Source organism: Vibrio plantisponsor (genome assembly GCF_013041605.1).
Taxonomy (GTDB): Bacteria; Pseudomonadota; Gammaproteobacteria; order Enterobacterales; family Vibrionaceae; genus Vibrio; species Vibrio plantisponsor.
This window is the reverse complement of record NZ_JABEQC010000008.1, coordinates 232,895-254,910: the sequence shown is the minus strand read 5'-3', so window position 1 is coordinate 254,910 and position 22,016 is coordinate 232,895. Positions and strand designations below refer to the sequence as shown.

The 22,016-nt window shown below is 43.8% G+C and carries 19 protein-coding genes, 1 tRNA gene, 2 rRNA genes and 1 other RNA gene; 12 read left to right on the top strand and 11 right to left on the bottom strand.

What is annotated here, in order from left to right:
• Positions 1 to 87: 87 nt before the first annotated feature.
• The 3 genes from rrf (HKI82_RS13275) to rrf (HKI82_RS13265) all read left to right on the top strand — a co-directional run bounded on the left by rrf (HKI82_RS13275) (position 88) and on the right by rrf (HKI82_RS13265) (position 530).
• Positions 88 to 203, top strand: a 5S ribosomal RNA gene (gene rrf / locus HKI82_RS13275).
• Between the two features lie 62 nt (positions 204 to 265).
• Positions 266 to 341 (top strand) — tRNA-Thr (locus HKI82_RS13270).
• A 73-nt stretch (positions 342 to 414) separates the two neighbouring features.
• A 5S ribosomal RNA gene (rrf, locus tag HKI82_RS13265) occupies positions 415 to 530 on the top strand.
• A 62-nt stretch (positions 531 to 592) separates the two neighbouring features.
• Here the strand turns inward: rrf (HKI82_RS13265) and HKI82_RS13260 are convergent.
• The 5 genes from HKI82_RS13260 to leuA all read right to left on the bottom strand — a co-directional run bounded on the left by HKI82_RS13260 (position 593) and on the right by leuA (position 6,359).
• On the bottom strand, positions 593 to 1,375 hold the full coding sequence (locus tag HKI82_RS13260; protein WP_171138290.1) for a DUF547 domain-containing protein: 783 nt from the start codon (positions 1,373 to 1,375) through the stop codon (positions 593 to 595).
• 106 nt (positions 1,376 to 1,481) lie between these two features.
• Positions 1,482 to 2,084 (bottom strand): 3-isopropylmalate dehydratase small subunit, encoded by a 603-nt coding sequence (gene leuD, locus HKI82_RS13255; protein ID WP_042484711.1) that lies wholly within the window; start codon positions 2,082 to 2,084, stop codon positions 1,482 to 1,484.
• A gap of 17 nt (positions 2,085 to 2,101) precedes the next feature.
• Positions 2,102 to 3,499 carry a 3-isopropylmalate dehydratase large subunit gene (gene leuC, locus HKI82_RS13250; RefSeq protein WP_102954046.1) on the bottom strand — a complete coding sequence of 466 codons (1,398 nt, stop codon included), beginning with the start codon at positions 3,497 to 3,499 and terminating at the stop codon, positions 2,102 to 2,104.
• Between the two features lie 79 nt (positions 3,500 to 3,578).
• Positions 3,579 to 4,670, bottom strand: coding sequence for a 3-isopropylmalate dehydrogenase (leuB, locus tag HKI82_RS13245; protein ID WP_042484706.1), 1,092 nt, complete (start codon positions 4,668 to 4,670; stop codon positions 3,579 to 3,581).
• A 135-nt stretch (positions 4,671 to 4,805) separates the two neighbouring features.
• Positions 4,806 to 6,359: a 2-isopropylmalate synthase gene (leuA, locus tag HKI82_RS13240; protein ID WP_042484702.1), complete on the bottom strand. Its 1,554-nt coding sequence runs from the start codon at positions 6,357 to 6,359 to the stop codon at positions 4,806 to 4,808.
• A gap of 495 nt (positions 6,360 to 6,854) precedes the next feature.
• Here leuA and HKI82_RS13235 point away from each other — a divergent pair, with 495 nt between their 5' ends.
• The 6 genes from HKI82_RS13235 to ilvN all read left to right on the top strand — a co-directional run bounded on the left by HKI82_RS13235 (position 6,855) and on the right by ilvN (position 14,437).
• A complete protein-coding gene (locus tag HKI82_RS13235) occupies positions 6,855 to 7,388 on the top strand; it encodes a phosphatase PAP2 family protein (RefSeq protein WP_042484699.1) in 534 nt (177 codons plus the stop codon).
• Positions 7,385 to 8,431: an MJ1255/VC2487 family glycosyltransferase gene (locus tag HKI82_RS13230; RefSeq protein ID WP_102940916.1), complete on the top strand. Its 1,047-nt coding sequence runs from the start codon at positions 7,385 to 7,387 to the stop codon at positions 8,429 to 8,431. The genes HKI82_RS13235 and HKI82_RS13230 overlap by 4 nt, the downstream gene beginning before the upstream one ends.
• A 400-nt stretch (positions 8,432 to 8,831) precedes the next feature.
• Positions 8,832 to 9,791, top strand: coding sequence for a transcriptional regulator LeuO (gene leuO, locus HKI82_RS13225; protein ID WP_042484694.1), 960 nt, complete (start codon positions 8,832 to 8,834; stop codon positions 9,789 to 9,791).
• 197 nt (positions 9,792 to 9,988) lie between these two features.
• Positions 9,989 to 11,791 (top strand): AMP-dependent synthetase/ligase, encoded by a 1,803-nt coding sequence (locus HKI82_RS13220; RefSeq protein WP_171138289.1) that lies wholly within the window; start codon positions 9,989 to 9,991, stop codon positions 11,789 to 11,791.
• A 428-nt stretch (positions 11,792 to 12,219) separates the two neighbouring features.
• Positions 12,220 to 13,941, top strand: a complete 1,722-nt coding sequence (locus HKI82_RS13215) for an acetolactate synthase 3 large subunit (RefSeq protein WP_171138288.1) — start codon at positions 12,220 to 12,222, stop codon at positions 13,939 to 13,941.
• Position 13,942: 1 nt separating this feature from the next.
• Complete coding sequence (ilvN, locus tag HKI82_RS13210; RefSeq protein WP_102964613.1) at positions 13,943 to 14,437, top strand: acetolactate synthase small subunit; 495 nt, start codon at positions 13,943 to 13,945, stop codon at positions 14,435 to 14,437.
• Between the two features lie 119 nt (positions 14,438 to 14,556).
• Here ilvN and serA read toward each other — a convergent pair whose 3' ends face one another.
• The 5 genes from serA to zapA form a co-directional block, all read right to left on the bottom strand.
• Positions 14,557 to 15,786, bottom strand: a complete 1,230-nt coding sequence (gene serA / locus HKI82_RS13205; RefSeq protein WP_171138287.1) for a phosphoglycerate dehydrogenase — start codon at positions 15,784 to 15,786, stop codon at positions 14,557 to 14,559.
• 250 nt (positions 15,787 to 16,036) lie between these two features.
• Positions 16,037 to 16,693, bottom strand: coding sequence for a ribose-5-phosphate isomerase RpiA (gene rpiA, locus HKI82_RS13200; protein WP_102940921.1), 657 nt, complete (start codon positions 16,691 to 16,693; stop codon positions 16,037 to 16,039).
• A gap of 312 nt (positions 16,694 to 17,005) precedes the next feature.
• Positions 17,006 to 17,590, bottom strand: coding sequence for a 5-formyltetrahydrofolate cyclo-ligase (locus tag HKI82_RS13195; protein WP_171138286.1), 585 nt, complete (start codon positions 17,588 to 17,590; stop codon positions 17,006 to 17,008).
• A 2-nt stretch (positions 17,591 to 17,592) separates the two neighbouring features.
• A non-coding RNA gene (gene ssrS / locus HKI82_RS13190) (6S RNA) lies at positions 17,593 to 17,776 on the bottom strand.
• A gap of 19 nt (positions 17,777 to 17,795) precedes the next feature.
• On the bottom strand, positions 17,796 to 18,104 hold the full coding sequence (gene zapA / locus HKI82_RS13185) for a cell division protein ZapA (protein ID WP_171138285.1): 309 nt from the start codon (positions 18,102 to 18,104) through the stop codon (positions 17,796 to 17,798).
• A 241-nt stretch (positions 18,105 to 18,345) separates the two neighbouring features.
• On the opposite strand from zapA, the gene HKI82_RS13180 reads away from it, so the two are divergent.
• Genes HKI82_RS13180 through HKI82_RS13170 form a run of 3 tightly spaced genes read left to right on the top strand, consistent with a single transcriptional unit; the run spans position 18,346 to position 21,358 of the window.
• Positions 18,346 to 18,921 carry a YecA/YgfB family protein gene (locus HKI82_RS13180; protein ID WP_042484671.1) on the top strand — a complete coding sequence of 192 codons (576 nt, stop codon included), beginning with the start codon at positions 18,346 to 18,348 and terminating at the stop codon, positions 18,919 to 18,921.
• Between the two features lie 11 nt (positions 18,922 to 18,932).
• On the top strand, positions 18,933 to 20,117 hold the full coding sequence (ubiH, locus tag HKI82_RS13175) for a 2-octaprenyl-6-methoxyphenyl hydroxylase (RefSeq protein WP_171138284.1): 1,185 nt from the start codon (positions 18,933 to 18,935) through the stop codon (positions 20,115 to 20,117).
• Positions 20,118 to 20,128: 11 nt separating this feature from the next.
• Positions 20,129 to 21,358 carry an FAD-dependent 2-octaprenylphenol hydroxylase gene (locus tag HKI82_RS13170; protein ID WP_042484668.1) on the top strand — a complete coding sequence of 410 codons (1,230 nt, stop codon included), beginning with the start codon at positions 20,129 to 20,131 and terminating at the stop codon, positions 21,356 to 21,358.
• Positions 21,359 to 21,454: 96 nt separating this feature from the next.
• Here HKI82_RS13170 and HKI82_RS13165 read toward each other — a convergent pair whose 3' ends face one another.
• A complete protein-coding gene (locus tag HKI82_RS13165; RefSeq protein WP_042484665.1) occupies positions 21,455 to 21,661 on the bottom strand; it encodes a DUF1107 domain-containing protein in 207 nt (68 codons plus the stop codon).
• Positions 21,662 to 22,016: the final 355 nt, after the last annotated feature.

The window sequence follows — 22,016 nt, the reverse complement described above, 5'->3', positions numbered from 1 at the left end:
CACCCAAGGGGTTTTGTGGGCTCAAATAAGAACATAAACTTGATTGTGTATAAGAACTGAAAACAGCTTTCCGAATTAAAGAATTTGCTTGGCGACCATAGCGATTTGGACCCACCTGATTCCATGCCGAACTCAGAAGTGAAACGAATTAGCGCCGATGGTAGTGTGGGGTCTCCCCATGTGAGAGTAGGACATCGCCAGGCTCATATTTAAAAAGAGCCCGTCTAACGACGGGCTTTTTTAGTCTTATAAGACACAGCTTCTTGCTGATATGGCTCAGTCGGTAGAGCGCATCCTTGGTAAGGATGAGGTCCCCAGTTCGATTCTGGGTATCAGCACCATGCATTCGACACGCACTGTAAATTTGTCTTCATCTTTGAAAAAGATGAAAGTCAAAAGCGGTCACAAAATTTGCTTAGCGACCATAGCATTGTGGACCCACCTGATTCCATGCCGAACTCAGAAGTGAAACACAATAGCGCCGATGGTAGTGTGGGGTCTCCCCATGTGAGAGTAGGACATCGCTAGGCTTTATTTCCAAGCCCCTGTAGAGATACAGGGGCTTTTTCATATCCGTCATTCTAAACGTTCGTTATTTCTTCTCATTCAATTTCCAGTCGTACTCATATTTTATTTTCCCTTCATAATGAGTTACTCCCGTTCGGTATTTGCTCAGATGGTCAAATAATTGAGTTCTGCTACCAAAATCTTGCGCAAACCAATCATAAATAGAAGAAAGGGTCAGTTGGCCATCTTGATACGAAACACCCTTATGACTATTGATGAAATCACGAGCCGCCTTTTCTAACAGAAGCTCAGTATTTTCCGCGGTGAATGCTTTTGGTTGCAGGTTGGGGCATCCTAGGCTGGCACAATTGATTGCATAATGTGTTCTCGGGTCACCCCAAATAGGCCTTAAAATTCGATGTTCTATATCATTGAGTGTTAAAGGCTTTCCTGCCACATTTGCGATTTCATCATCCCATGGACCAAAACCAAACCAACTACCGATTTTGGTGATTGAGGTAACAGGGTAATTATCCAATATGAGTTGTACTGTGAGTGCGTTATAGAGGTTTACCCAATATGCATACTGTTCTTTTTTGTTCAGTTCTCTTGGGTCAGTATTTGATAAGTCAGATAAATATTGCGTGAGCTTCTCTTTATCGGATGGTGTGACTTGGGCGTATTTAAACAAGGTGTATTCACCCTGAGAGATAAGATAAATGTCTAGGATGGCTTGCCATTTGTGGTGAGATAGTGAAGTACTGCTTTGTTGATTGCTGACATCCCAATAAGGCCATAAATCGGATTTAGGTGCCGAAAACGAAAGTGGTGAGAACAGCAAAAGTGCATACGCAAGGAGTCTTTTCATAAATAGTGTCGGTTAAAGGATATATGGACAATAAGACCAAGGTTACTACGCTTTTATTTCAGCGATAAAAAAGGGTTGCTTGTCTGCAACCCTATATTCATTTTCGCTATCTTAAGAATGAAGGAATTTTCGCTTCATACTCTGCGATTTTAGCTTCGTGTTGCAGAGTCAGACCAATGTTGTCTAGGCCATTTAGCAAACAGTGACGACGGAATTCATCGATTTCGAATCCATATTCTTTACCGTTTGCTGTCACGATCATTTTTTCCAGATCAACGGTAACCTGCGCACCTTCGTTTGCTTGAACATATTGGAAAATCTCATCAACTTCTTGCTCGGTTAAACGAACAGGAACCATTTGGTTGTTGATAGAGTTGCCATAAAAAATGTCTGCAAAGCTTGGAGCGATCATCACCTGAATACCATAGTCAGCAAGTGCCCATGGTGCGTGTTCACGAGAAGAACCACAGCCGAAGTTCTCACGCGCTAGCAAAATACTTGCACCTTTGTAACGAGCTTGGTTCATGACGAAATCTGGATTTGGTTGCTCACCAGCATCATCAAGGAAGCGCCAGTCATGGAAAAGGTGCTTACCAAAACCAATGCGATTTACTTTTTGTAGAAACTGCTTAGGAATAATTGCATCTGTATCGACGTTCGCTGCATCTAGAGGAACAACTAAGCCTGTATGTTTTTGAAAACCTGCCATTTAAATTTCCTCTATCCTTAGTTGTTACGAATATCGACAAAGTGACCAGCAATCGCTGCTGCTGCAGCCATCGCAGGGCTAACCAGATGGGTTCTACCATCACGACCCTGACGTCCTTCAAAGTTACGGTTTGAGGTTGATGCACAACGTTCACCGGCACCTAAACGGTCATTGTTCATAGCCAGACACATAGAACAACCTGGTAAACGCCACTCAAAACCAGCTTCGATGAAGATCTTGTCTAAGCCTTCAGCTTCTGCTTGAGCTTTTACCTGCTCCGATCCCGGAACAATTAGCGCCTGTACATGTGATGCGACTTTTTTACCTTTCGCAACGGCGGCGGCTGCACGCATATCTTCAATACGAGAGTTCGTACAAGAACCGACAAAGACTTTATCGACTTTGTAATCCGACAGCATTTTGCCAGCTTCTAGCCCCATGTATGCCAAAGCTTTTTCAGCAGATACACGCTCGACTGGATCGCTAAACGATTCTGGTGAAGGAATAGGTGTATCAACCGCAATAACTTGACCTGGGTTGGTTCCCCAAGTGACTTGAGGACGAATACTTGCTGCATCTAGCGTTACAACTGCGTCAAACTTCGCATCTTCGTCTGTTTTTAGTGTTTGCCAGTATTCAACCGCTGCATCCCAATCTGCGCCTGTTGGAGCAAACTTACGGCCTTTGATGTAATCAAACGTTGTTTGGTCTGGAGCGATCAATCCCGCTTTTGCACCTAGTTCGATAGCCATGTTACATACTGTCATACGACCTTCCATAGAAAGATCGCGAATCGCTTCACCGCAGAATTCAACTACGTAGCCTGTACCGCCCGCTGCCGTCGTTTTACCGATAATCGCTAGAACGATATCTTTTGCTGTGATACCCGGAGCGACTTTGCCTTTGACTTCGATTTTCATGGTTTTAGCGCGAGCTTGTTTCAGCGTTTGAGTTGCCATTACGTGCTCAACTTCAGAAGTACCGATGCCGAATGCCAAAGAACCAAATGCGCCGTGCGTTGCTGTGTGAGAGTCACCACAAACAATAGTCATACCAGGAAGCGTAATGCCTAATTCAGGGCCCATTACGTGAACGATACCTTGGTATTTGTGGTTAATGTCATAAAGGGTAACGCCAAACTCTTCGCAGTTTTTCGCTAGGGTTTGCATCTGGATTCGAGCCATTTCACCCGATGCATTGATGTCTTTAGTTGTGGTTGAAACGTTGTGATCCATGGTTGCGAAGGTTTTGCTTACTTGGCGCAGTTTGCGTCCTTTCTCGCGTAAGCCATCAAACGCTTGAGGTGAAGTTACCTCATGAACCAAGTGACGGTCGATGTATAGAATTGGGTTTTCGCCTTCCGCGGCAACTACGACGTGGGCGTCGTAGACTTTTTCATATAATGTTTTGCCCATGTGTTTGCTTCCTTGTCTCGCTCTCCTTGAGTAGCCAATGACTGGTAAATCGGTCATTGGCTGGCGAGAGTACTAATTATTATGAATTAAGAATGTATTCAGCGATTTTGTCGCCCATTTGCGAGGTGGTCAGCGCAGGCTTGCTACCGGATAGATCCGCCGTTAATTCGCCAGCTGATAGTGCTTTGCCTACCGCAGCTTCAATATCTTGTGCAGCGGCTTCTTCGCCTAAGCTGTAACGAAGCATGAGTGCAGCAGAAAGGATTTGAGCGACAGGGTTAGCAATGTTTTTACCTGCAATATCAGGAGCACTGCCGCCCGCTGGTTCATACAGACCAAACTTACTTTCATTCATACTTGCAGAAGGAAGCATACCCATTGAGCCAGTGATCATGGCACATTCATCAGAAAGGATGTCGCCGAAGATGTTTGAACATAGCATGACGTCAAACTGAGAAGGATCTTTGATCAACTGCATAGTCGCGTTATCAATATACATATGTGATAACTCAACATCTGGGTAATCTTTTGCAATTTCAGTGACGACTTCGCGCCATAGAATCGAGCTTTGAAGTACGTTTGCTTTATCGATAGAACAGACTTTCTTGCGGCGCAGACGAGCTGATTCAAAAGCAATCTTAGCGATACGCTCGATTTCAAAGCGATGGTAAACCTCAGTATCAAACGCTTTCTCGTTAGCGCCTTCACCTTCACGGCCTTTAGGTTGACCAAAGTAAATGCCGCCCGTTAGCTCACGAACAACAACAATATCAAAACCACGATCAGAGATATCAGCACGCAGAGGTGAGAACGCTTCTAGCCCTTTGTGGATCTGTGCTGGTCGCAAGTTACAGAACAATTGGAAATGCTTACGTAGAGGTAGAAGTGCGCCACGCTCAGGTTGTTCGTTTGGTGGAAGATGTTCCCATTTAGGACCACCAACAGAACCGAAAAGTACAGCATCGGATTCTTCACAAGCACTCAATGTGCTATCAGGAAGTGGGCAGCCATGGTTATCAATCGCAATACCGCCTACGTCATGTTCTTCACGCACGAAAGTTAACTTGTGTTTTTGTTCGATAGCATTAAGTACTTTATGTGCTTGTTGCATTACTTCTGGGCCGATGCCGTCACCTGGTAATACGGCAATCTTATAAGTTTTGTCTGTCATGCGAGTCCTTCACTAATTTTGATAATATTCGTTCAATGTTGTGTTTGCTTTACGTCCTTCCAACTGAAGTTACAGTAGTGGTGTCTGGGTTCATTCAACACTCTGCAACTCCAAGTATTCAGGAGGCTATGTTATTTAAACGCCAGCAATTACTTTCTTCTTCTGTTTTATTTCTTCAATTTGGTTTGCGCGATGAATGCTGTTGATAACATGCAATAGCGCTTGACCAGAGGCTTCAACGATATCCGTAGATACGCCAGTGCCGTGGTACTTGCGTCCTTTGTAGTTGGCAATGATGTCTGCCTGACCTAAACCATCTTCGCCTTCACCTTTTGCGGTTAAGTCGAATTTGTCTAGCACGATGTCATAACCAGTGACGCGGTAGATACATTGATATAAAGCATCTACTGGACCATTACCGACTGCCGCTTCACATTTCTCTTCGTCACCACAAAGCATTTTGACGCTGGTTGTCGCCATAACACTACCAGATTGAACACTCAAATAGTTCAACTTGTAGTAATCGTCTTCATCGCGAAGATTTGAGAAGTGCATTAATGCTTCCAAATCATAGTCGAATACTTGGCCTTTGCGGTCAGCAAGTTTCAAGAAGTCTTCGTATAGCGCGTTTAGGTTGTATTCGTTTTCGTTGTAACCCATGGCGTCCATATGACTCTTCACAGCGGCACGACCACTGCGACTAGTCAAGTTAAGCGCTTGGTTTTTCAAGCCAATAGACTCAGGCGTCATGATTTCGTAGGTATTCTTGTTTTTCAACATACCATCTTGGTGAATACCTGAAGAGTGGCTGAATGCGTTTGCACCAACAATCGCTTTGTTGCTCTGAATCGGCATGTTGCAAAGCTGGCTAACCAATTTGCTGGTTCGGTGAATTTCTTCATGCTTGATACCAGTGTGAACACCTAAGAACTCTTGACGAGTTTTGATGATCATGGCGATCTCTTCTAAAGCACAGTTACCTGCACGTTCACCGATACCATTAATCGTACCTTCGATCTGGCGAGCACCAGCTTGAACTGCTGCAATGGAGTTCGCCACAGACATGCCCAAGTCATCGTGACAGTGAACAGAGATAATCGCTTTATCAATGTTTGGCACACGGTTAAATAGGGTTTGGATGATGCCACCAAATTCACTTGGTACTGTGTAACCGACAGTGTCTGGAATGTTGATAGTACGAGCACCAGCATTGATTGCAGCTTCAACCATACGGCATAAGTTGTCGATTGGTGTACGACCAGCATCTTCACAAGAAAATTCGACATCATCAGTATATTGGCGAGCATGTTTCACAGCGTTCACCGCCATCTCTACGACATCGTCATAACTACGACGAAGCTTGTCTTGAACGTGAATGGTCGATGTTGCCAAGAAAGTGTGGATTCGGAACTGATCTGCCACTTTTAACGCTTCAGCTGCTGCATCGATGTCTTTCGCAACGGCACGTGAAAGAGCACAGATTCGGCTATTTTTGATATTTTTCGCGATAGTTTGTACAGATTCGAAATCACCCGGTGAGGAAACAGGGAAGCCCGCTTCGATCACGTCAACACCTAAGCGTTCCAGTGCGTAAGCGATTTGCAGCTTCTCTTTTACCGTTAGGCTTGCTGACAACGCCTGTTCACCGTCGCGCAAAGTTGTATCGAATATGATGACCTGATCGTTCATGTTTGCTTCCTTACTCGAAGAGTTAATCGTTTACTTCCTGAATTTAGTTATAAAAAAACCCGCATCGTGTGCGGGTTCTTGTAAATCTGTTGTGGTGTCTTCCGTCCACTCATTACCCGCGCGATTGATTCACGATAAGGAGCAGGTTCAGGAGTAGAGAAGAACGAATTGTCATTATTAACATCCACAAATTTGAATTAACAAATTAGTACCGTACTCAACCGAGCGCGTCAACCCTAAAGTTGTTTTTTTGTTCATATCGGAGCAGTTACTTCGTCAACAAGGCAAAAATTAGCAGTTTGTTGTTGAAAGCATGTCGCCAATGTAACGCCTTCGAGCCTCAGTGTAAGACTAAGGTTAAAAAAAATTGTTGAACTACGACTAACTGTCATCCATTTACAAACAAACAGTCACGGATTTGCAATCTATTGCTTTTAGCTTGGAGGTAGGAACATTTCTATCTGAAGCACTTTCAATTGAAAGTAAGGGGATGCCATGAAAACCATCAAGCCCATCGCAAAGCTTGATTTAGCTTTTTCGATGCTTTGCCTACAACATAGATTCAATCAGCCAGTTGCGAGGATCAGTAAAGCGGTCTCTCATACCGGAGATGGACATTTATACGCTCTATTTGGTGTTTTAGCTTGGGCGATTGGTGGTAGCCATGGCTCAAATTTCTTAGCGGCGGGGTTAGTGGCATTTGCTATCGAACTGCCTTTGTACTGGTTATTAAAAAACAGCTTCCAACGCCGACGCCCTCAAGAACTCTCACCAGTATTAACCGCTTTTATTACTCCTTCTGATCGTTATAGCTTGCCTTCAGGCCATACTGCTGCGGCATTTGTTATGGCGACCTTGATAGGTCAGTTCTATCCAGATGGCTATGGGATTGCCTTTATGTGGGCAGCACTTATTGGCAGTGCGAGAATTTTGCTTGGCGTCCATTTTTTAACGGATGTGATTATTGGCGCCATTCTTGGTGCTAGCTGTGCAACGATTTCAATGCAGTTGTTGGAGATGAATATTTGAAGATTCTGTATGGTGTTCAAGGTACCGGTAATGGTCATATTGCGCGTGCTCGGGCAATGAGTGAAGCTTTCAAAAATACCGATGCGAAAGTGGATTTCTTGTTTTCCGGTCGCGAAGCACAAAAATTTTTCTCTATGGAGAGTTTTGGTGATTACCAGATCCGTCGTGGATTAACCTTTGTGTTTGAACAAGGACGAGTAAACTATCTCCAAACCGCGCTCAACAATAGCCCCTTACAATTAATGAATGAAATTCGCCAATTGGATTTGTCGGGTTATGATCTGATTCTGAATGATTTTGAACCCGTGTCTGCATGGGCGGCAAAACGCCAGAAGAAGGATGTCATTGGTATCAGCCATCAAAATGCATTTCGCTATCCAGTACCGTTAAAAGGTGCAAGCTGGCTAGATAAACAAATTATGCAGCGTTTCGCGCCAGCAAATTATAATTTAGGCCTGCATTGGTACCATTTTGATCAACCGATACTGCCTCCGATTGTTCATACCACAGTGCAAGACATGCTCAACCAAGACTTCATTTTGGTTTATCTGCCTTTTGAAGATGTTGACCAGGTGTGTGAACTGTTATTCCGCTTCGTGAACAAATCTTTCATTTGTTATCACCCTCAGGTTATAGAGCCGGAGACGGTGGAAAACGTTGAGTTAAGACCTCTGTGCCACAGCAGTTTCCAATACCATCTCCATCGCTGTGATGGTGTGATTGCCAATGGCGGTTTTGAGCTGCCTTCTGAAGCTCTTTCATTAGGCAAAAAACTGTTGTTGAAACCTTTGATTGGACAGTTTGAACAGCAGAGTAATGTTGCGACTTTGGAAACGCTTGGTCTGGCATCTGCGATGGACTTTCTAGACGTATCAGCGGTGAGTAAATGGCTTGATGAAAAACAGGCTGAAAGAGTTATTTACCCCAATGTAGCCCAAGCAATTGTTGAATGGATCTTGCAAGGTAATTGGTCTAATCAACAAGATTTATGTGATGGTTTATGGCAACAAGTCGATTTCCCTAGTTACGCTTCAGTAAATTAACGCCTAGTCATTAACTCCTAGCCGTTAGACATGAAAATTAAAAGTTGCAGCTTATAGGCTGCAATTTTGATTTTCCGGTACTGAGAATCCCTGAATGATTGGATTTAAATATAGTTAATATCAATGCGTCTATTCCACATCCTCGCTTTCTGACATTGGTTTTTATCTTTTTTTATACTTGCGATAGAGCTTGATAAAGCTTGTATCTTGTAGGTTTATTCCTCTTTTTAGTATCAAAAAATCTGACTTTTCCTTAATGCTATTGCTATTCGGCAAACGAATGAATCATAGTTGGGGCAGCTTAAAAATATCCAAGCAACCAATAATAAAAGTACAGGTTATCTATTCGCTAACGAATGTTTGATATTTGATTGGATAGATTAATTTAGAGGTATAGCGAATGTTAGATAAAAACGGCGGCATGGGAGCCATTTCTAGTTATCGTATGGAAAGCGTTTTACGTGGTGTCGATTTAAACCTGCTGACGGTTTTTGATGCTGTAATGCAAGAGCAAAATATTACTCGTGCAGCTCATAATCTGGGTATGTCGCAGCCTGCGGTAAGTAATGCGGTTGCTCGTCTTAAAGTAATGTTTAATGACGAACTCTTCATGCGCCAAGGTCGTGGTATTCAGCCTACTCAGCGTGCTCGTCAGTTGTTTGGTCCAATTCGCCAAGCTCTTCAACTTATCCGTAATGAGTTACCAAGTTCTGTGTTTGCGCCAGAAACATCCAGTCGCTTATTCAAACTGGCTATTTGCAGCCCGTGTGATATTCGTTTTGCACCGAAGATCATGGAAACCATTCATGAAATTGCGCCAAGTATCCAATTGCACTTAGATGCAGAATTTGACCGCATGTTGGCGGAGCGTATGCGTTATCAAGATACTGATTTTGTTATCGACTACGCACATTTCGATGGACAGGGATTCTCAAGCACAGAGCTTTTCCAAGATGAGTTAGTGGTTGTTGCAGCAAAATCTCACCCTCGTATTCAAGGCAAAGTGACTCGCGAAGAGCTGACACAAGAGAAGCACGCTAAGCTATCAAAAATTCACGGCCAACGCAGTTTTTCAGAGCAGGCTTATCAAGAGCTATACTGCTCTTCAAGTTACGAAGGCACGAGCTTAAGCAACGTTTTGTACGTGGTTGGTCAATCTGAGCTTGTTACTGTTGCGCCTCGCTGGATGGTAGAAAACGTGGCAAATGCAGATATGCTACAAATCCTAGACTTCCCGTTTGATAACGCGAAAATCAGCGGTTACTTAAGCTGGCATGAATCGAGTGAAAAAGACCGTGGTCACATTTGGTTACGAGACCAATTGATGATGATTTGTCGCGAAGTGATTGCCCGCAAATAAGACGTGATTCCACGTTAACTATTTAAAACAGGACGTTAAGAAAAAGCCTTGGGAAGGGAGACCAACTCAAGGCTTTTTTATTGTTCGCTAAGTCTAAAATTATCCATAAGTTTGATGTTTGTCAGTTGCCTTTTGTAGTTCAATCGGTACACTTGTGCGCTCGATTAAGCTTACAGGTGTAAGCTATAGGTAGATAGATGACTAATTTAGATTTTCATATCGTTAAACGTGTTCGTGAGCAAGTCTCTCACAACGGTGATCGTAGTGCCCTGAAACACAAAATAAGGGATGCATGGAAAAGCATTAGTTGGACGCAATTTGGACAGCAGATGGACGCGTTATCATTAGCGCTTCTTTCTCAACATATTGGCGTTCAGGATAAGGTTGGTATTTTCTCCAACAATATTCCTCAATGGACCATTGCGGATTTTGCAGCATTGCAATTGAGAGCAGTGACTGTCCCTATCTATCCGACCAATACCGCCGATCAATCTGCATATATCTTACAAGATGCAGATGTCAAAATTCTCTTTGTTGGCGAGCAGCCACAATACGACATTGCTTTAGACATTTTCGAACAATGTGAACAACTTCAGCTCGTCGTTGCTATGGACGACAACATTGACCTGAGCGGTTTTGAACATGCTGTTCATTGGTCACAGTTTATCGCGTTGGGACAAGAGTCTGATCGTGAAGAGTTGGAAACTCGCGTTACTCAGGCAAACTTTGAAGATCTGCTAACCTTAATCTATACCTCTGGCACAACTGGTCAGCCGAAAGGTGTGATGCTGGATTACCGTAATATCGGTTCACAGTTAGAGGGACACGATCAGCGTCTTAACTTAACTCAAGACGATGTATCCTTGTGTTTCCTTCCGCTGTCCCACGTGTTTGAACGTGCCTGGACTTTCTACGTGCTTTATAAAGGTGCGACCAACTGCTACTTACATGATGTTTCGCATGTTCGTGAAGCGCTGAGTGAAGTTCGTCCGACAGTAATGTGTGCGGTTCCTCGTTTCTACGAGAAGATTTTCTCTGCTATCCATGAAAAAGTGGCTAGAGCTTCTTTCATTCGCAAAGTGATGTTTACTTGGTCTGTGAACATGGGTGCGAAGATGGCGGTTTGTCATCAAGAACACCGTAAACCGTCTTGGTTACTTACTCAATGCTACGGCATCGCGGATAAAGCGGTTCTGTCTAAATTGAGAGGATTATTAGGCGGGCGCATCAACTTTATGCCATGTGGCGGTGCCAAATTAGATGAGACGATTGGCCGATTTTTCCATGCCATCGGAATCAATGTGAAACTTGGCTACGGTATGACCGAAACAACCGCGACGGTTTCTTGCTGGGATGACAAATGTTTCAACCCTGATTCTATTGGTCTGTCTATGCCGGGTGCTCAGGTTAAGATTGGTGAAAACAACGAGATTTTGGTTCGTGGTCCAATGGTGATGCGCGGCTACTACAAAATGCTGGAAGAGACGGCAAAGACATTTGATGAACACGGCTTCTTAAAAACGGGCGATGCTGGTCATATTGATGAGCATGGCAACCTGTTTATTACCGATCGCATCAAAGAACTGATGAAAACGTCGGGTGGCAAATATATTGCCCCTCAGGTTATTGAAGGCACGATCGGTAAAGATCATTTCATCGAACAAATCGCGGTTATTGCAGATACACGTAAATTTGTCTCGGCGCTGATTGTTCCTTGTTTTGATGCGTTAGAAGAACATGCTAAAGAACTGAATATCAAATATCACGACCGTTTAGAGCTACTAAAAAACAGTGAAGTGTTAGAGATGTTTGAAAAACGCATTAATGAACTTCAACATGGTTTAGCGAAGTTTGAACAAGTTAAAAAATTCAAATTGTTACCGAAAGCTTTCTCTATGGATGAAGGTGAGTTAACACCGACGCAAAAGCTGCGTCGTAAGGTGATCAATACTCGCTATCAAGACGAGATTGAAGAGATGTATCAGGAGAAGAAAAAGTAGTTCTCGCTACTGATTTCTAAACACCGACAATAAACATCGATCCCCAGTGAGATTATCTCTTACTGGGGATTTTTTATATGTGGCAGAAAGTGGCTCGTTTCGCCATTCATTACGCGACGGGTGTTAATATTTTGTACCGTTTTTCATTGTTGTTCTAAAACTATCCTCTGTGTCGATGCTTCGAGGTAATCGTTGATACTTGTTGAATAAGCTTCTGCAATATATCGCCGAGATTGCATCAAATTAGTGGTTAGACCTAATGCTAAGAAAGGGTTAAAGTTGTTGCGTTACCTTAGCTTTTGTTATGACAAAAGCGGGACATAGCTGAAAGCGGAAAGTTTTCGAATTAGGCTACGAATAAGCCCTAGACTATGTAAAACCAGACCAATTAACCGACCGTGTTAATCGGCTTCTGGTAAGGAGAAAATATGGCAATGTTATCCGGCGCAGAGATGGTCGTTCAGTCTCTGATCGAAGAAGGCGTAGAACAAATTTTTGGCTACCCAGGTGGTTCCGTTCTTGATATCTACGACGCCCTCCACGAAAAAACCGAAAAAATAAAGCATGTTCTTGTTCGTCATGAACAAGCAGCAACTCACATGGCTGACGGCTATGCACGTGCTACGGGTAAACCGGGTGTGGTGCTAGTGTGCTCTGGCCCTGGTGCAACAAATACTGTTACTGGTATCGCAACGGCGTACATGGATTCGATCCCGATGATCGTAATCTCAGGTAACGTAGCAACCAATTTGATCGGTAATGATGCTTTCCAAGAGTGTGACATCGTTGGTGTTTCTCGCCCGATCGTTAAGCACAGTTTCCTAGTAAAGAAAGCAGAAGATATTCCAGAAACGATCAAGAAAGCGTTTTACATTGCATCGACCGGTCGCCCCGGTCCAGTGGTGATCGATCTGCCAAAAGACGTAATGAATCCGCAGATTAAGCTTCCATACCATTACCCAGAATCAATTAAGATGCGTTCTTATAACCCGACGACTTCAGGTCATAAAGGTCAAATCAAGAAAGCATTAAAAGCTCTTCTAGAAGCGAAAAAACCTGTGCTTTACGTGGGTGGTGGTGCGTCTATCGCTGGTGCTCACGAACAAGTGCAGCAGCTAGCAGAAAAACTGAATTTGCCAGTCGTTAGCACACTTATGGGGTTAGGCGTGTTCCCGGGAACACATAAGAATGCCCTAGGTATGTTGGGAATGCACGGTGTGTATGAAGCTAATATGGCAATGCACAATTCAGATTTGATCTTCGGTATCGGTGTTCGTTTTGACGATCGAACCACCAACAATCTTGAGAAATATTGTCCGAATGCGAAGATCATGCATATCGATATCGACCCATCTTCTATTTCCAAAAACGTAAAAGTTGATCTGCCAATCGTAGGTTCTGCGGATCAAGTTTTGGAAACTATGTTGCAGCTTCTTGGTGAACAAGAAGGTGGCAACGATGTGGAAGCCATTGAACAATGGTGGAGCGAAATTCAAGTGTGGCGCGATCGTAAATGTTTGTCTTACGAAACATCAAGCGAACGCATTAAGCCTCAGCAAGTGATTGAAACTTTATTTAAACTGACTAATGGCGATGCTTACGTAGCATCAGACGTAGGCCAGCATCAGATGTTTGCAGCACTTTACTATCCGTTTAATAAACCACGTCGTTGGATCAACTCAGGTGGCTTAGGCACTATGGGCTTTGGTCTGCCAGCTGGTATGGGCGTTAAGTTTGCTATGCCACAAGAAGAAGTGGTAGTAGTAACCGGTGATGGCAGTATCCAGATGAATATTCAGGAGCTATCCACTGCGTTGCAATACGATATTCCGGTGAAAATCATTAACCTGAATAACCGTTTCCTAGGCATGGTAAAACAGTGGCAAGACATTATTTATCAAGGGCGACACTCTAACTCCTACATGAGTTCAGTACCGGATTTTGCAGCTATCGCAGAAGCTTATGGTCACGTTGGTATTCGCATCAACACACCTGATGAGCTAGAAGCTGGCCTGCAAAAAGCATTGGATATGAAAGACCGATTGGTTTTTGTTGATATCAATGTAGATGAAACTGAACACGTGTACCCAATGCAAATCAAAGGCGAGGGTATGGATAAAATGTGGTTGAGCAAAACGGAGAGAACCTAAGATGAGACACATTATTTCAATATTGATGGAAAACCAACCAGGTGCTTTGTCTCGCGTTGTTGGTCTGTTCTCTCAACGTGGCTACAACATTGAGAGCTTGAACGTATCGCCGACCGATGATGGCACTTTATCGCGTTTGAACTTAACCACTACTTCAACTGAAATGCAGCTTGAGCAGATTCAGAAACAACTGCATAAGTTGATTGATGTGCTTAAAGTTCAGGAAGTGACAGAGGGTGATCACATCGAACGGGAGTTGATGTTAATTAAAGTGAAAGCGACAGGTTTTGCTCGTACCGAAGTGAATCGCACAACAGATATTTTCCGTGGTCAAATCGTGGATGTTACGGCTTCTCAGTATACAGTTCAGCTTGCTGGCACCAGCGAAAAACTCGATGCCTTTATTCAGGCAATGGCCGAAGTAACAGAAGTGGTTGAAGTGGCTCGAAGTGGTGTGGTTGGTATTGCTCGTGGCGAACGAGCATTACGTAGCTAATATCTTTTCGATATAGTCGAAGAACCATTGAACGAAAAAACCAGCCGATTGGCTGGTTTTTTACTTTCTATCACTTAACCACCAGTTTCAGCTGGTGGTCAGTTTTAGAGATTAAAACATTAGTGCAGGATACGTGCGCGAATAGTGCCTTCGATACCTTTTAGTTTATCCAGTGCTTCTAATGAGCGATCTGCTTCAACATCAATAACCACATAACCGATGTTTCCGGTTGTTTGTAGGTACTGAGCTGCGATGTTGATGCCATCTGATGCAAAAATGGTGTTAATTTGGGTCAAAATACCAGGGCGGTTTTCGTGAATGTGCAGCAGACGCGAACATTGACGATGTTCTGGTAGTGAAACTTCAGGGAAGTTAACACTTGAAAGCGTAGAACCGTTATCTGAGTATTTCGCTAGCTTACCAGCCACTTCAATACCGATATTCTCTTGTGCTTCTTGAGTTGAGCCACCCACATGAGGAGTCAGAATGACGTTATCGAATTTCATTAGCGGAGATTCAAACGCTTCTTTGTTTGACCCCGGTTCTGTTGGGAATACGTCGATGGCTGCACCAGCCAGGTGACCAGATTCCATTGCATCACATAACGCTGGGATATCAACTACTGTGCCGCGTGCTGCGTTAATGAAGATTGAACCCGGCTTCATGCGGTCAAATTCCTCTTTACCCATCATATTCTTTGTTTCTGGTGTTTCAGGAACATGAAGAGAAATAACGTCACACTTATTCAGTAGTTCACTCATGGTGTGAATCTGAGTTGCGTTGCCTAGTGATAGCTTGTTTTCGATATCGTAGAAGTAAACACGCATACCTAAGTTCTCTGCGATAATACCTAGCTGAGTACCGATGTGACCATAGCCGATAATACCTAGAGCTTTACCACGAGCTTCATATGAGTTGTCTGCACTCTTCTTCCAAATACCACGGTGAGCAAGAGCGTTCTTTTCAGGGATACCGCGTAATAGAAGTAGGATTTCACCTAGAACAAGTTCTGCAACACTACGCGTGTTTGAGAATGGAGCGTTGAACACTGGAACACCGCGAGCTGCGGCAGCATCAAGATCTACTTGGTTTGTACCAATACAGAAACAGCCAATCGCTACTAGTTTGTCTGCAGCGTTAATCACTTTTTCTGTTAGGTTGGTACGGGAACGAATACCGATAAAATGAACATCCTTGATTGCTTCGATCAGTTCATCTTCTTCTAGTGAGCCTTTGTGGTATTCAATGTTGGTGTAGCCTGTAGCTTGCAGTACTTCTACCGAAGATGGGTGAAGTCCTTCAAGGAGTAGTATCTTAATTTTTTCTTTTTCCAGTGAAACTTTGGCCATTATTCTCGTCCTTAAAATGGAAAGGGAGGGCTGATGCGTGAAACATCAAGCGAACTACACAATTAATAATCTAAATTTAAAAAGCAAACGTTTTCGTTGCGTTTGTTCTGACCATTAAGTTATCAAATTTTTTTGTGATTGGGTAAGAAAATTACGGAATAAGGCATAATTTTCTTAATAGAAAAGTAACAAAAACGGCACCAGAGGTGCCGTTTGTAATCAAATAACGAAAATTGTTCGTTTTTTAGAATTATTCTTCGATTTTTGCGCCTTCAGGAGTACCTGTGATCACCACATCGGCTCCGCTAATAGCGAACAGACCGTTAGTTACCACACCTGCGATACCGTTAATCTTTGCTTCTAGGTCTTTAGCATGAGTAATGTGTAGTCCGTGAACGTCAAGAATCACGTTACCGTTGTCGGTCACCACACCTTGACGGTAAACCGGATCGCCGCCAAGTTTAACCAGTTCGCGAGCAACGTATGAACGAGCCATCGGGATCACTTCAACTGGAAGTGGGAATGTACCTAGTACATCAACAGCTTTCGTATCATCAACGATACAAACAAATTTATCTGCAATAGCGGCAACGATTTTTTCACGAGTAAGCGCTGCGCCGCCACCTTTGATCATCTCACGTTGAGGGTTGATTTCATCTGCACCATCAACATAGATGTCTAGGCTCATAACATCGTTACAATCGAAGACTTCAATGCCTAAACCTTTAAGCTTCTCAGTTGAAGCGATAGAGCTTGATACGGCACCTTTAATATCATCTTTGATTGAACCCAAAGCATCGATGAAGTGATTCACTGTTGAACCAGTACCAACGCCGACAATGCTGCCTTTTTCTACGTATTTAAGTGCAGCCCAACCGGCAGCTTTTTTCATTTCATCTTGAGTCATGCCCATCTCCTGAGACGATTTTTTGCGAAAACTTGATTTCTAAGTGAAAGCTGTATGTTTTATATAAACGTTAGCGTGCGCGGGATTATATACGCAAAAGATTGAGAGATGTACTTCGGTTTCTGAATAATTGAAGTTATCCCCTTCCTACTTGAAGCTGCAGGGGTGTTGGCTACGTTCGTTCACCCCAATCACGCATGGTAATTTGTGGTCATGGGGATTCACTCACTTGCCGCCTACCTGCAACGCCAAGTAGTTTGGGTATAGCGTCATTTCAGTGATGTTTGGCTCAGTAGGCGTTAAATGCGGTGATTACCACTGCCAAATTTGGCTAGGAGTAACGATTTTAGGCAAGGGAACATCCCACTCTTCTGTTGGCAGTTCGTCTACATGCTGGCAATCATGAGCTAAACCTAATGGAGATGCCCCTTTACCTGTAGTAAACCAAGGTTCGAGAGTTCGGTCATAATAGCCGCCGCCCATGCCTAATCTATGGCCCTGAGAGTCAAAAGCAACCAATGGTGTGCAGATAAGATCCAGTTCTTTGACCGGACAAATGAGGGTTTGATTGAGTTTAGGCTCAAGAATGCCAAATTTGTTGTAAGTCATCGGTGTCTCTGGCTGATAATGCAGAAACAGTAAATGACCAGCAGAAAAAGGGTGTAAGACAGGCAGGTAAATACTTTTACCTTGTGACCAAAGCCATTCAATTAACGGTTGGGTATCCAGTTCGCCATCGGTTGAGAGATAGAGAGCAATCTTCTGGCATGTGCGCATTTCTGGCAGAGTGGAAAAACGTTCAATAAGCTCTTGGCTTGCCTGAAACTGAACATCACTGGCAAGTTGATTACGTTTTTCGCGGATAAGTGTTCTTAGTTCTTGTCGTGAATACAACATTAGGGAACCCCAGAGTGCCGTTGTAGATTGTGGCCCTTGAACCAGCTAGTTCAAGGCGGATCAGCAATGGTAACCGTAGGCTTCTCGGTACGAGCCAAGCTTGCTCAATAGCTACTAAGTACTAATCCTTGGGTATTGCTTATCGGCTCGGGGACTTAAATCCACTGACAAACACCCCAGGGTAAATACTTTTGATGGCGGACGTCTAGATTCGTTCTAGTGTCACCTTATTGAGAGCTTCTTCTAGAGAAACGGTGAGCTTTTCCATGCGTTCACTGATTTCTTGCTGTTGACCACTATTTTGCTGCTGATAAGTTTGCAACTCATAGCAAATGTTCAACGCCGCAATAGTTAAGAGCTTCACTTCATTCGTTACTTTTGTGCGGTCAGCCATTTCTTTTAATCGTCGGTCTAGATCTTGGGCTGCACTGATCAGAGAGTCTTCCTGACCCGCTGGGCAATTTACCCGTGTCATTTTACCTAAAATTTCAACGTCAACCGCTTGATTACTCATGATAAATGAACTCTATTCATATCGCCAAAGATGATACTTCTCAAGTGACCATCGTGGGGGAAACTATAGGTAAAGCGCTCTCAAGATTCAAGCTTTTCCCGATTATCTATCAAAAATGAGTAACGAAAACTCAGTTCTTAGTCAATTTGCGTAAAAGCTAGCCACAATTGGCAACTTGAGCGTTTTCGCATGAGTGTTGAAGTGGTAGGATTGGGCTTATTTTTCTGATTATGAGCCCGTTATGAGCGACATTACATTTCCGACTTACGACATTTTATCTGGCGAGCTGAAGTCAGCTTCGTTAGGCATAAATCCTGCTGAACTGCACGGTTTGTTGACTGGCATGTTAGCTGGTGGATTAAGTTTGAAAGACGACAGCTGGCAGCCTTTGATTTTCGATTACACCAATGAAGGCATGGGTTGGCCGGTTAAAGCGCTTGAAATGGCAAAACAACTTTTAGTGGCAACCAATGCTGAGTTGACGGACACCACTCTAGAGCTGAGTCTTGTTCTTCCGGTTGGAGAAGGCCCAGAGGCGCTGTTTGATTTTGCTGATGGAGTCGCGGATTGGGTAAACCACTTTATTTCAGGTTTAGGTTTAGCGGGGGCTTCTCTGAACAAAGCGTCATCTGATGCAAAAGAAGCACTAGAAGACCTTGAAGAAATTACCAAGCTAGGCATTGATGAAGACGATGATCTGGAAGAGCAAGCACACCTTTTAGAACAGGTGCTGGAGCACGTCAAAGCTTGTGCGCTGCTTCTGCATGCTGAGCTGGGGATTAAACCTGAGCAAGACAAAGCACCGACCATTCACTAAGGGCAAGGACTGTGAGCCAAGTAAAATCGTTTGATGTGATTATTGCTGGTGGTGCTATGGCTGGAGCAACGTTGGCTCTGGCACTGCATCAATTGAGTCAAGGACGCTTATCTGTTGCGGTTGTTGAGCCGTATCAAACCGATCATCAGCAACATCCCGGTTTTGATGCTCGTTCTATTGCTCTGTCTTATGGAACCGTCCAAATCTTGCAACGCTTTGGACTTTGGGAATCGCTTCAGTCTGTAGCCACACCTATCGAGCATATTCATGTCTCTGATCGTTCCCATGCCGGAATGACGGATATCACGAAAGAAGAAGTGGGCGTTAATGCATTAGGCTATGTGGTTGAGTTGGCTGACGTTGGACGAATCTATGCAGAGAAAATCGAGAAAACATCCAGTATTACTCTGTATTGCCCGCAAAGTATTCAAAGCGTAGAGCGCAACATCAATAAAGTCACAGCGATTTTATCTAATGGTGAACAAATAGAAGCTAAGCTACTAGTAGCGGCTGATGGTGCGGTGTCCACTTGTTGTGAACGAATAGGCTTACCACTGCAAGAACACGATTTTGAACAAGTAGCCATCATTGCCAATGTGGTTACGAGCGAAGCTCATCAAGGTCGTGCGTTTGAGCGATTTACCTCTCATGGTCCAATAGCGTTATTGCCTATGAGTGACAATCGAATGTCGTTAGTTTGGTGTTTACCGCCAGATAAAGCACAAGCTGTTATGGCGTATGATGACGATGTGTTTCTCAATCAATTGCAAGCTGAGTTTGGCTGGCGTTTAGGTAAACTTGAAAAAACGGGTGCAAGAAGCGCGTATCCGTTGCTATTGAGATATCGAGAACAAAATATCTCACATCGTTTTGCCATTGTGGGGAACGCCGCTCAATCACTTCATCCTATTGCTGGGCAAGGTTTTAATCTTGGTATCCGTGATGTTGCCAGTTTGGCTGAAGAGATCGTTCATGCTGAGGATGTGGGAAGTTACGCACTTCTGACAAAATTTAAGCGCAGACGTGACAACGACAGAACGGCAACGATTACGCTAACTTCCAGTCTGGTTCATCTGTTTTCAAATGACTGGCTAACTCTGCGTATTGGAAGAAATTTAGGATTAGCAGTGATGGATAACATTCCGGTGCTAAAAACTCCGCTGTTACGCCGCACCTTGGGTGTGGTTAATCGATAAGGTACTCGAAAATGATGCGAAGTGTAGATATTGCAATTGTCGGTGGCGGAATGGTTGGCCTAGCTTTAGCTGCGGCCTTTAAGCATACCGATTTAAGAATTGCAGTGATTGAAGGAAATCTTCCTCATGAAGGATTGGGTGAACAACCTGATACCCGAGTGTCTGCTTTAAGCCGCTCAAGTGAAGTGATTTTAAGAAACTTAGGCGCGTGGCAAGGTATTACCATGCGACGAGCTTCGCCATATCAAGCCATGGAAGTGTGGGAACAAGACAGTTTTGCTCGCATAGAGTTTGATGCGAACAGCCTCACTCAACCAGATCTAGGTCATATCGTCGAAAACCGAGTCATTCAACTGGCATTACTTGACCAAGTGAAGCTGCAAGACAACGTTTCTCTATTTATGCCTGCAAGTTGTGAAAAAATGGCGATCGGAGAAAGCGAAGCGTGGCTAACCCTAAATAATGGACAGACACTTACGGCCAAGCTAGTCGTCGGCGCTGATGGCGCAAACTCTTGGGTTCGCAAGCAACAGGACATTCCATTAACTCATTGGGATTACGGACACAGTGCAGTCGTGGCAAATGTTCACACTCATAAGCCGCATCAGCAAGTGGCTCGTCAGGTATTCACACCGTTAGGTCCACTGGCTTTTCTGCCTCTTGGCGATCCGAATATGAGCTCTATTGTTTGGTCGACTGATCCAAACCGAGCAGAACAGTTAGTCGCCATGGGCGATAGTGAGTTTAATAAGACACTGACAGCAGAATTCGATTCGAGACTCGGGCTGTGTAAAGTTGTCAGTGAACGAAGTGCTTTTCCTTTGAAGATGCGTTACGCGCGAGATTTCGTTGCAGAACGAGTGGCTTTAGTTGGCGATGCTGCGCACACCATTCATCCGCTGGCAGGTCAAGGCGTGAATCTCGGTTTTCTCGATGCCGCGAGCTTAGCTCAGGAAGTGATTGAACTCTGGAAGCAGGGGGAAGATATTGGCAGCAAGCGCAATCTACGCAGTTATGAGCGTTGGCGTAAAGCTGAAGCGGCAAAAATGATTGCAGCCATGCAAGGGTTCAAGGACTTATTTGAAGGTAACAATCCTGCGAAGAAATTGATCCGTGGTATTGGTATGCGTTTAGCGGGGCAACTGCCGGGCGCTAAAGATGAAATCATGAAGCGAGCGCTTGGATTAAAAGGCAACCTGCCTGATTTGGCCAAAGTGAATAACGCGCAACCTATGATTTAAAACGCTCTGTGAGTGAGATGCATCAAAAACGTTAAAGGGTTGGCAATTGCCAACCCTTTTAAATTTGATCAGAAACTCATTCGCGAGAAGCGTTATTTAAGCGTACGCACAGCGTAATTTTTTGATTTCTAGATTCACTTCTTTCACGGTCTGAAAATGTCGATGCTCAGCGCGTTCTGGCAAAATCAACTTACCGTTATCAAATTCGAATGTTCCAATTCCGTAGATATAAATTCTTCCCTTAAAAAGACGACTAACATGTTTAGCAATCATTCCAGGCATGTAGCGCTTAAACAGTCTCATACTTCGATCCTTACGTTGTTCAGCACCTTAAGTATAGTAAAACCAGCATAAAGTAAGTGTGACTTAAATGGTGCTTTATGCAGTTTTTGCTGACGTATTTATATTAATGTGTGGTTCTATGCAGAATTTTGGGTAAATATCCTAATTTGTGTGACCAGAGCCTCAAATGAAAATGAACAATGGAACCCAAGGTTTTCTGGCGTGCTTATTGAGCCAGATGAATATTACACAAAAAAGAATAATCCAATTTACATTCCCTTAATCAATGTAAATGCGAAATGCGTGCCAGCTTTAGGTAAAAAAGTGCCCGCAAAGATGTGCGGGCAAAAGTCACAGATGCATTACACAAAAAGTG

What these genes read in the sequence shown, in the direction of transcription:
- HKI82_RS13260 (WP_171138290.1), bottom strand. Translation starts at nt 1,375, where the DNA reads ATGAAAAGACTCCTTGCGTATGCACTTTTGCTGTTCTCACCACTTTCG.
- leuD (WP_042484711.1), bottom strand. Translation starts at nt 2,084, where the DNA reads ATGGCAGGTTTTCAAAAACATACAGGCTTAGTTGTTCCTCTAGATGCA.
- leuC (WP_102954046.1), bottom strand. Translation starts at nt 3,499, where the DNA reads ATGGGCAAAACATTATATGAAAAAGTCTACGACGCCCACGTCGTAGTT.
- leuB (WP_042484706.1), bottom strand. Translation starts at nt 4,670, where the DNA reads ATGACAGACAAAACTTATAAGATTGCCGTATTACCAGGTGACGGCATC.
- leuA (WP_042484702.1), bottom strand. Translation starts at nt 6,359, where the DNA reads ATGAACGATCAGGTCATCATATTCGATACAACTTTGCGCGACGGTGAA.
- HKI82_RS13235 (WP_042484699.1), top strand. Translation starts at nt 6,855, where the DNA reads ATGAAAACCATCAAGCCCATCGCAAAGCTTGATTTAGCTTTTTCGATG.
- leuO (WP_042484694.1), top strand. Translation starts at nt 8,832, where the DNA reads ATGTTAGATAAAAACGGCGGCATGGGAGCCATTTCTAGTTATCGTATG.
- HKI82_RS13220 (WP_171138289.1), top strand. Translation starts at nt 9,989, where the DNA reads ATGACTAATTTAGATTTTCATATCGTTAAACGTGTTCGTGAGCAAGTC.
- HKI82_RS13215 (WP_171138288.1), top strand. Translation starts at nt 12,220, where the DNA reads ATGGCAATGTTATCCGGCGCAGAGATGGTCGTTCAGTCTCTGATCGAA.
- ilvN (WP_102964613.1), top strand. Translation starts at nt 13,943, where the DNA reads ATGAGACACATTATTTCAATATTGATGGAAAACCAACCAGGTGCTTTG.
- serA (WP_171138287.1), bottom strand. Translation starts at nt 15,786, where the DNA reads ATGGCCAAAGTTTCACTGGAAAAAGAAAAAATTAAGATACTACTCCTT.
- rpiA (WP_102940921.1), bottom strand. Translation starts at nt 16,693, where the DNA reads ATGACTCAAGATGAAATGAAAAAAGCTGCCGGTTGGGCTGCACTTAAA.
- HKI82_RS13195 (WP_171138286.1), bottom strand. Translation starts at nt 17,590, where the DNA reads ATGTTGTATTCACGACAAGAACTAAGAACACTTATCCGCGAAAAACGT.
- zapA (WP_171138285.1), bottom strand. Translation starts at nt 18,104, where the DNA reads ATGAGTAATCAAGCGGTTGACGTTGAAATTTTAGGTAAAATGACACGG.
- HKI82_RS13180 (WP_042484671.1), top strand. Translation starts at nt 18,346, where the DNA reads ATGAGCGACATTACATTTCCGACTTACGACATTTTATCTGGCGAGCTG.
- HKI82_RS13170 (WP_042484668.1), top strand. Translation starts at nt 20,129, where the DNA reads ATGATGCGAAGTGTAGATATTGCAATTGTCGGTGGCGGAATGGTTGGC.
- HKI82_RS13165 (WP_042484665.1), bottom strand. Translation starts at nt 21,661, where the DNA reads ATGAGACTGTTTAAGCGCTACATGCCTGGAATGATTGCTAAACATGTT.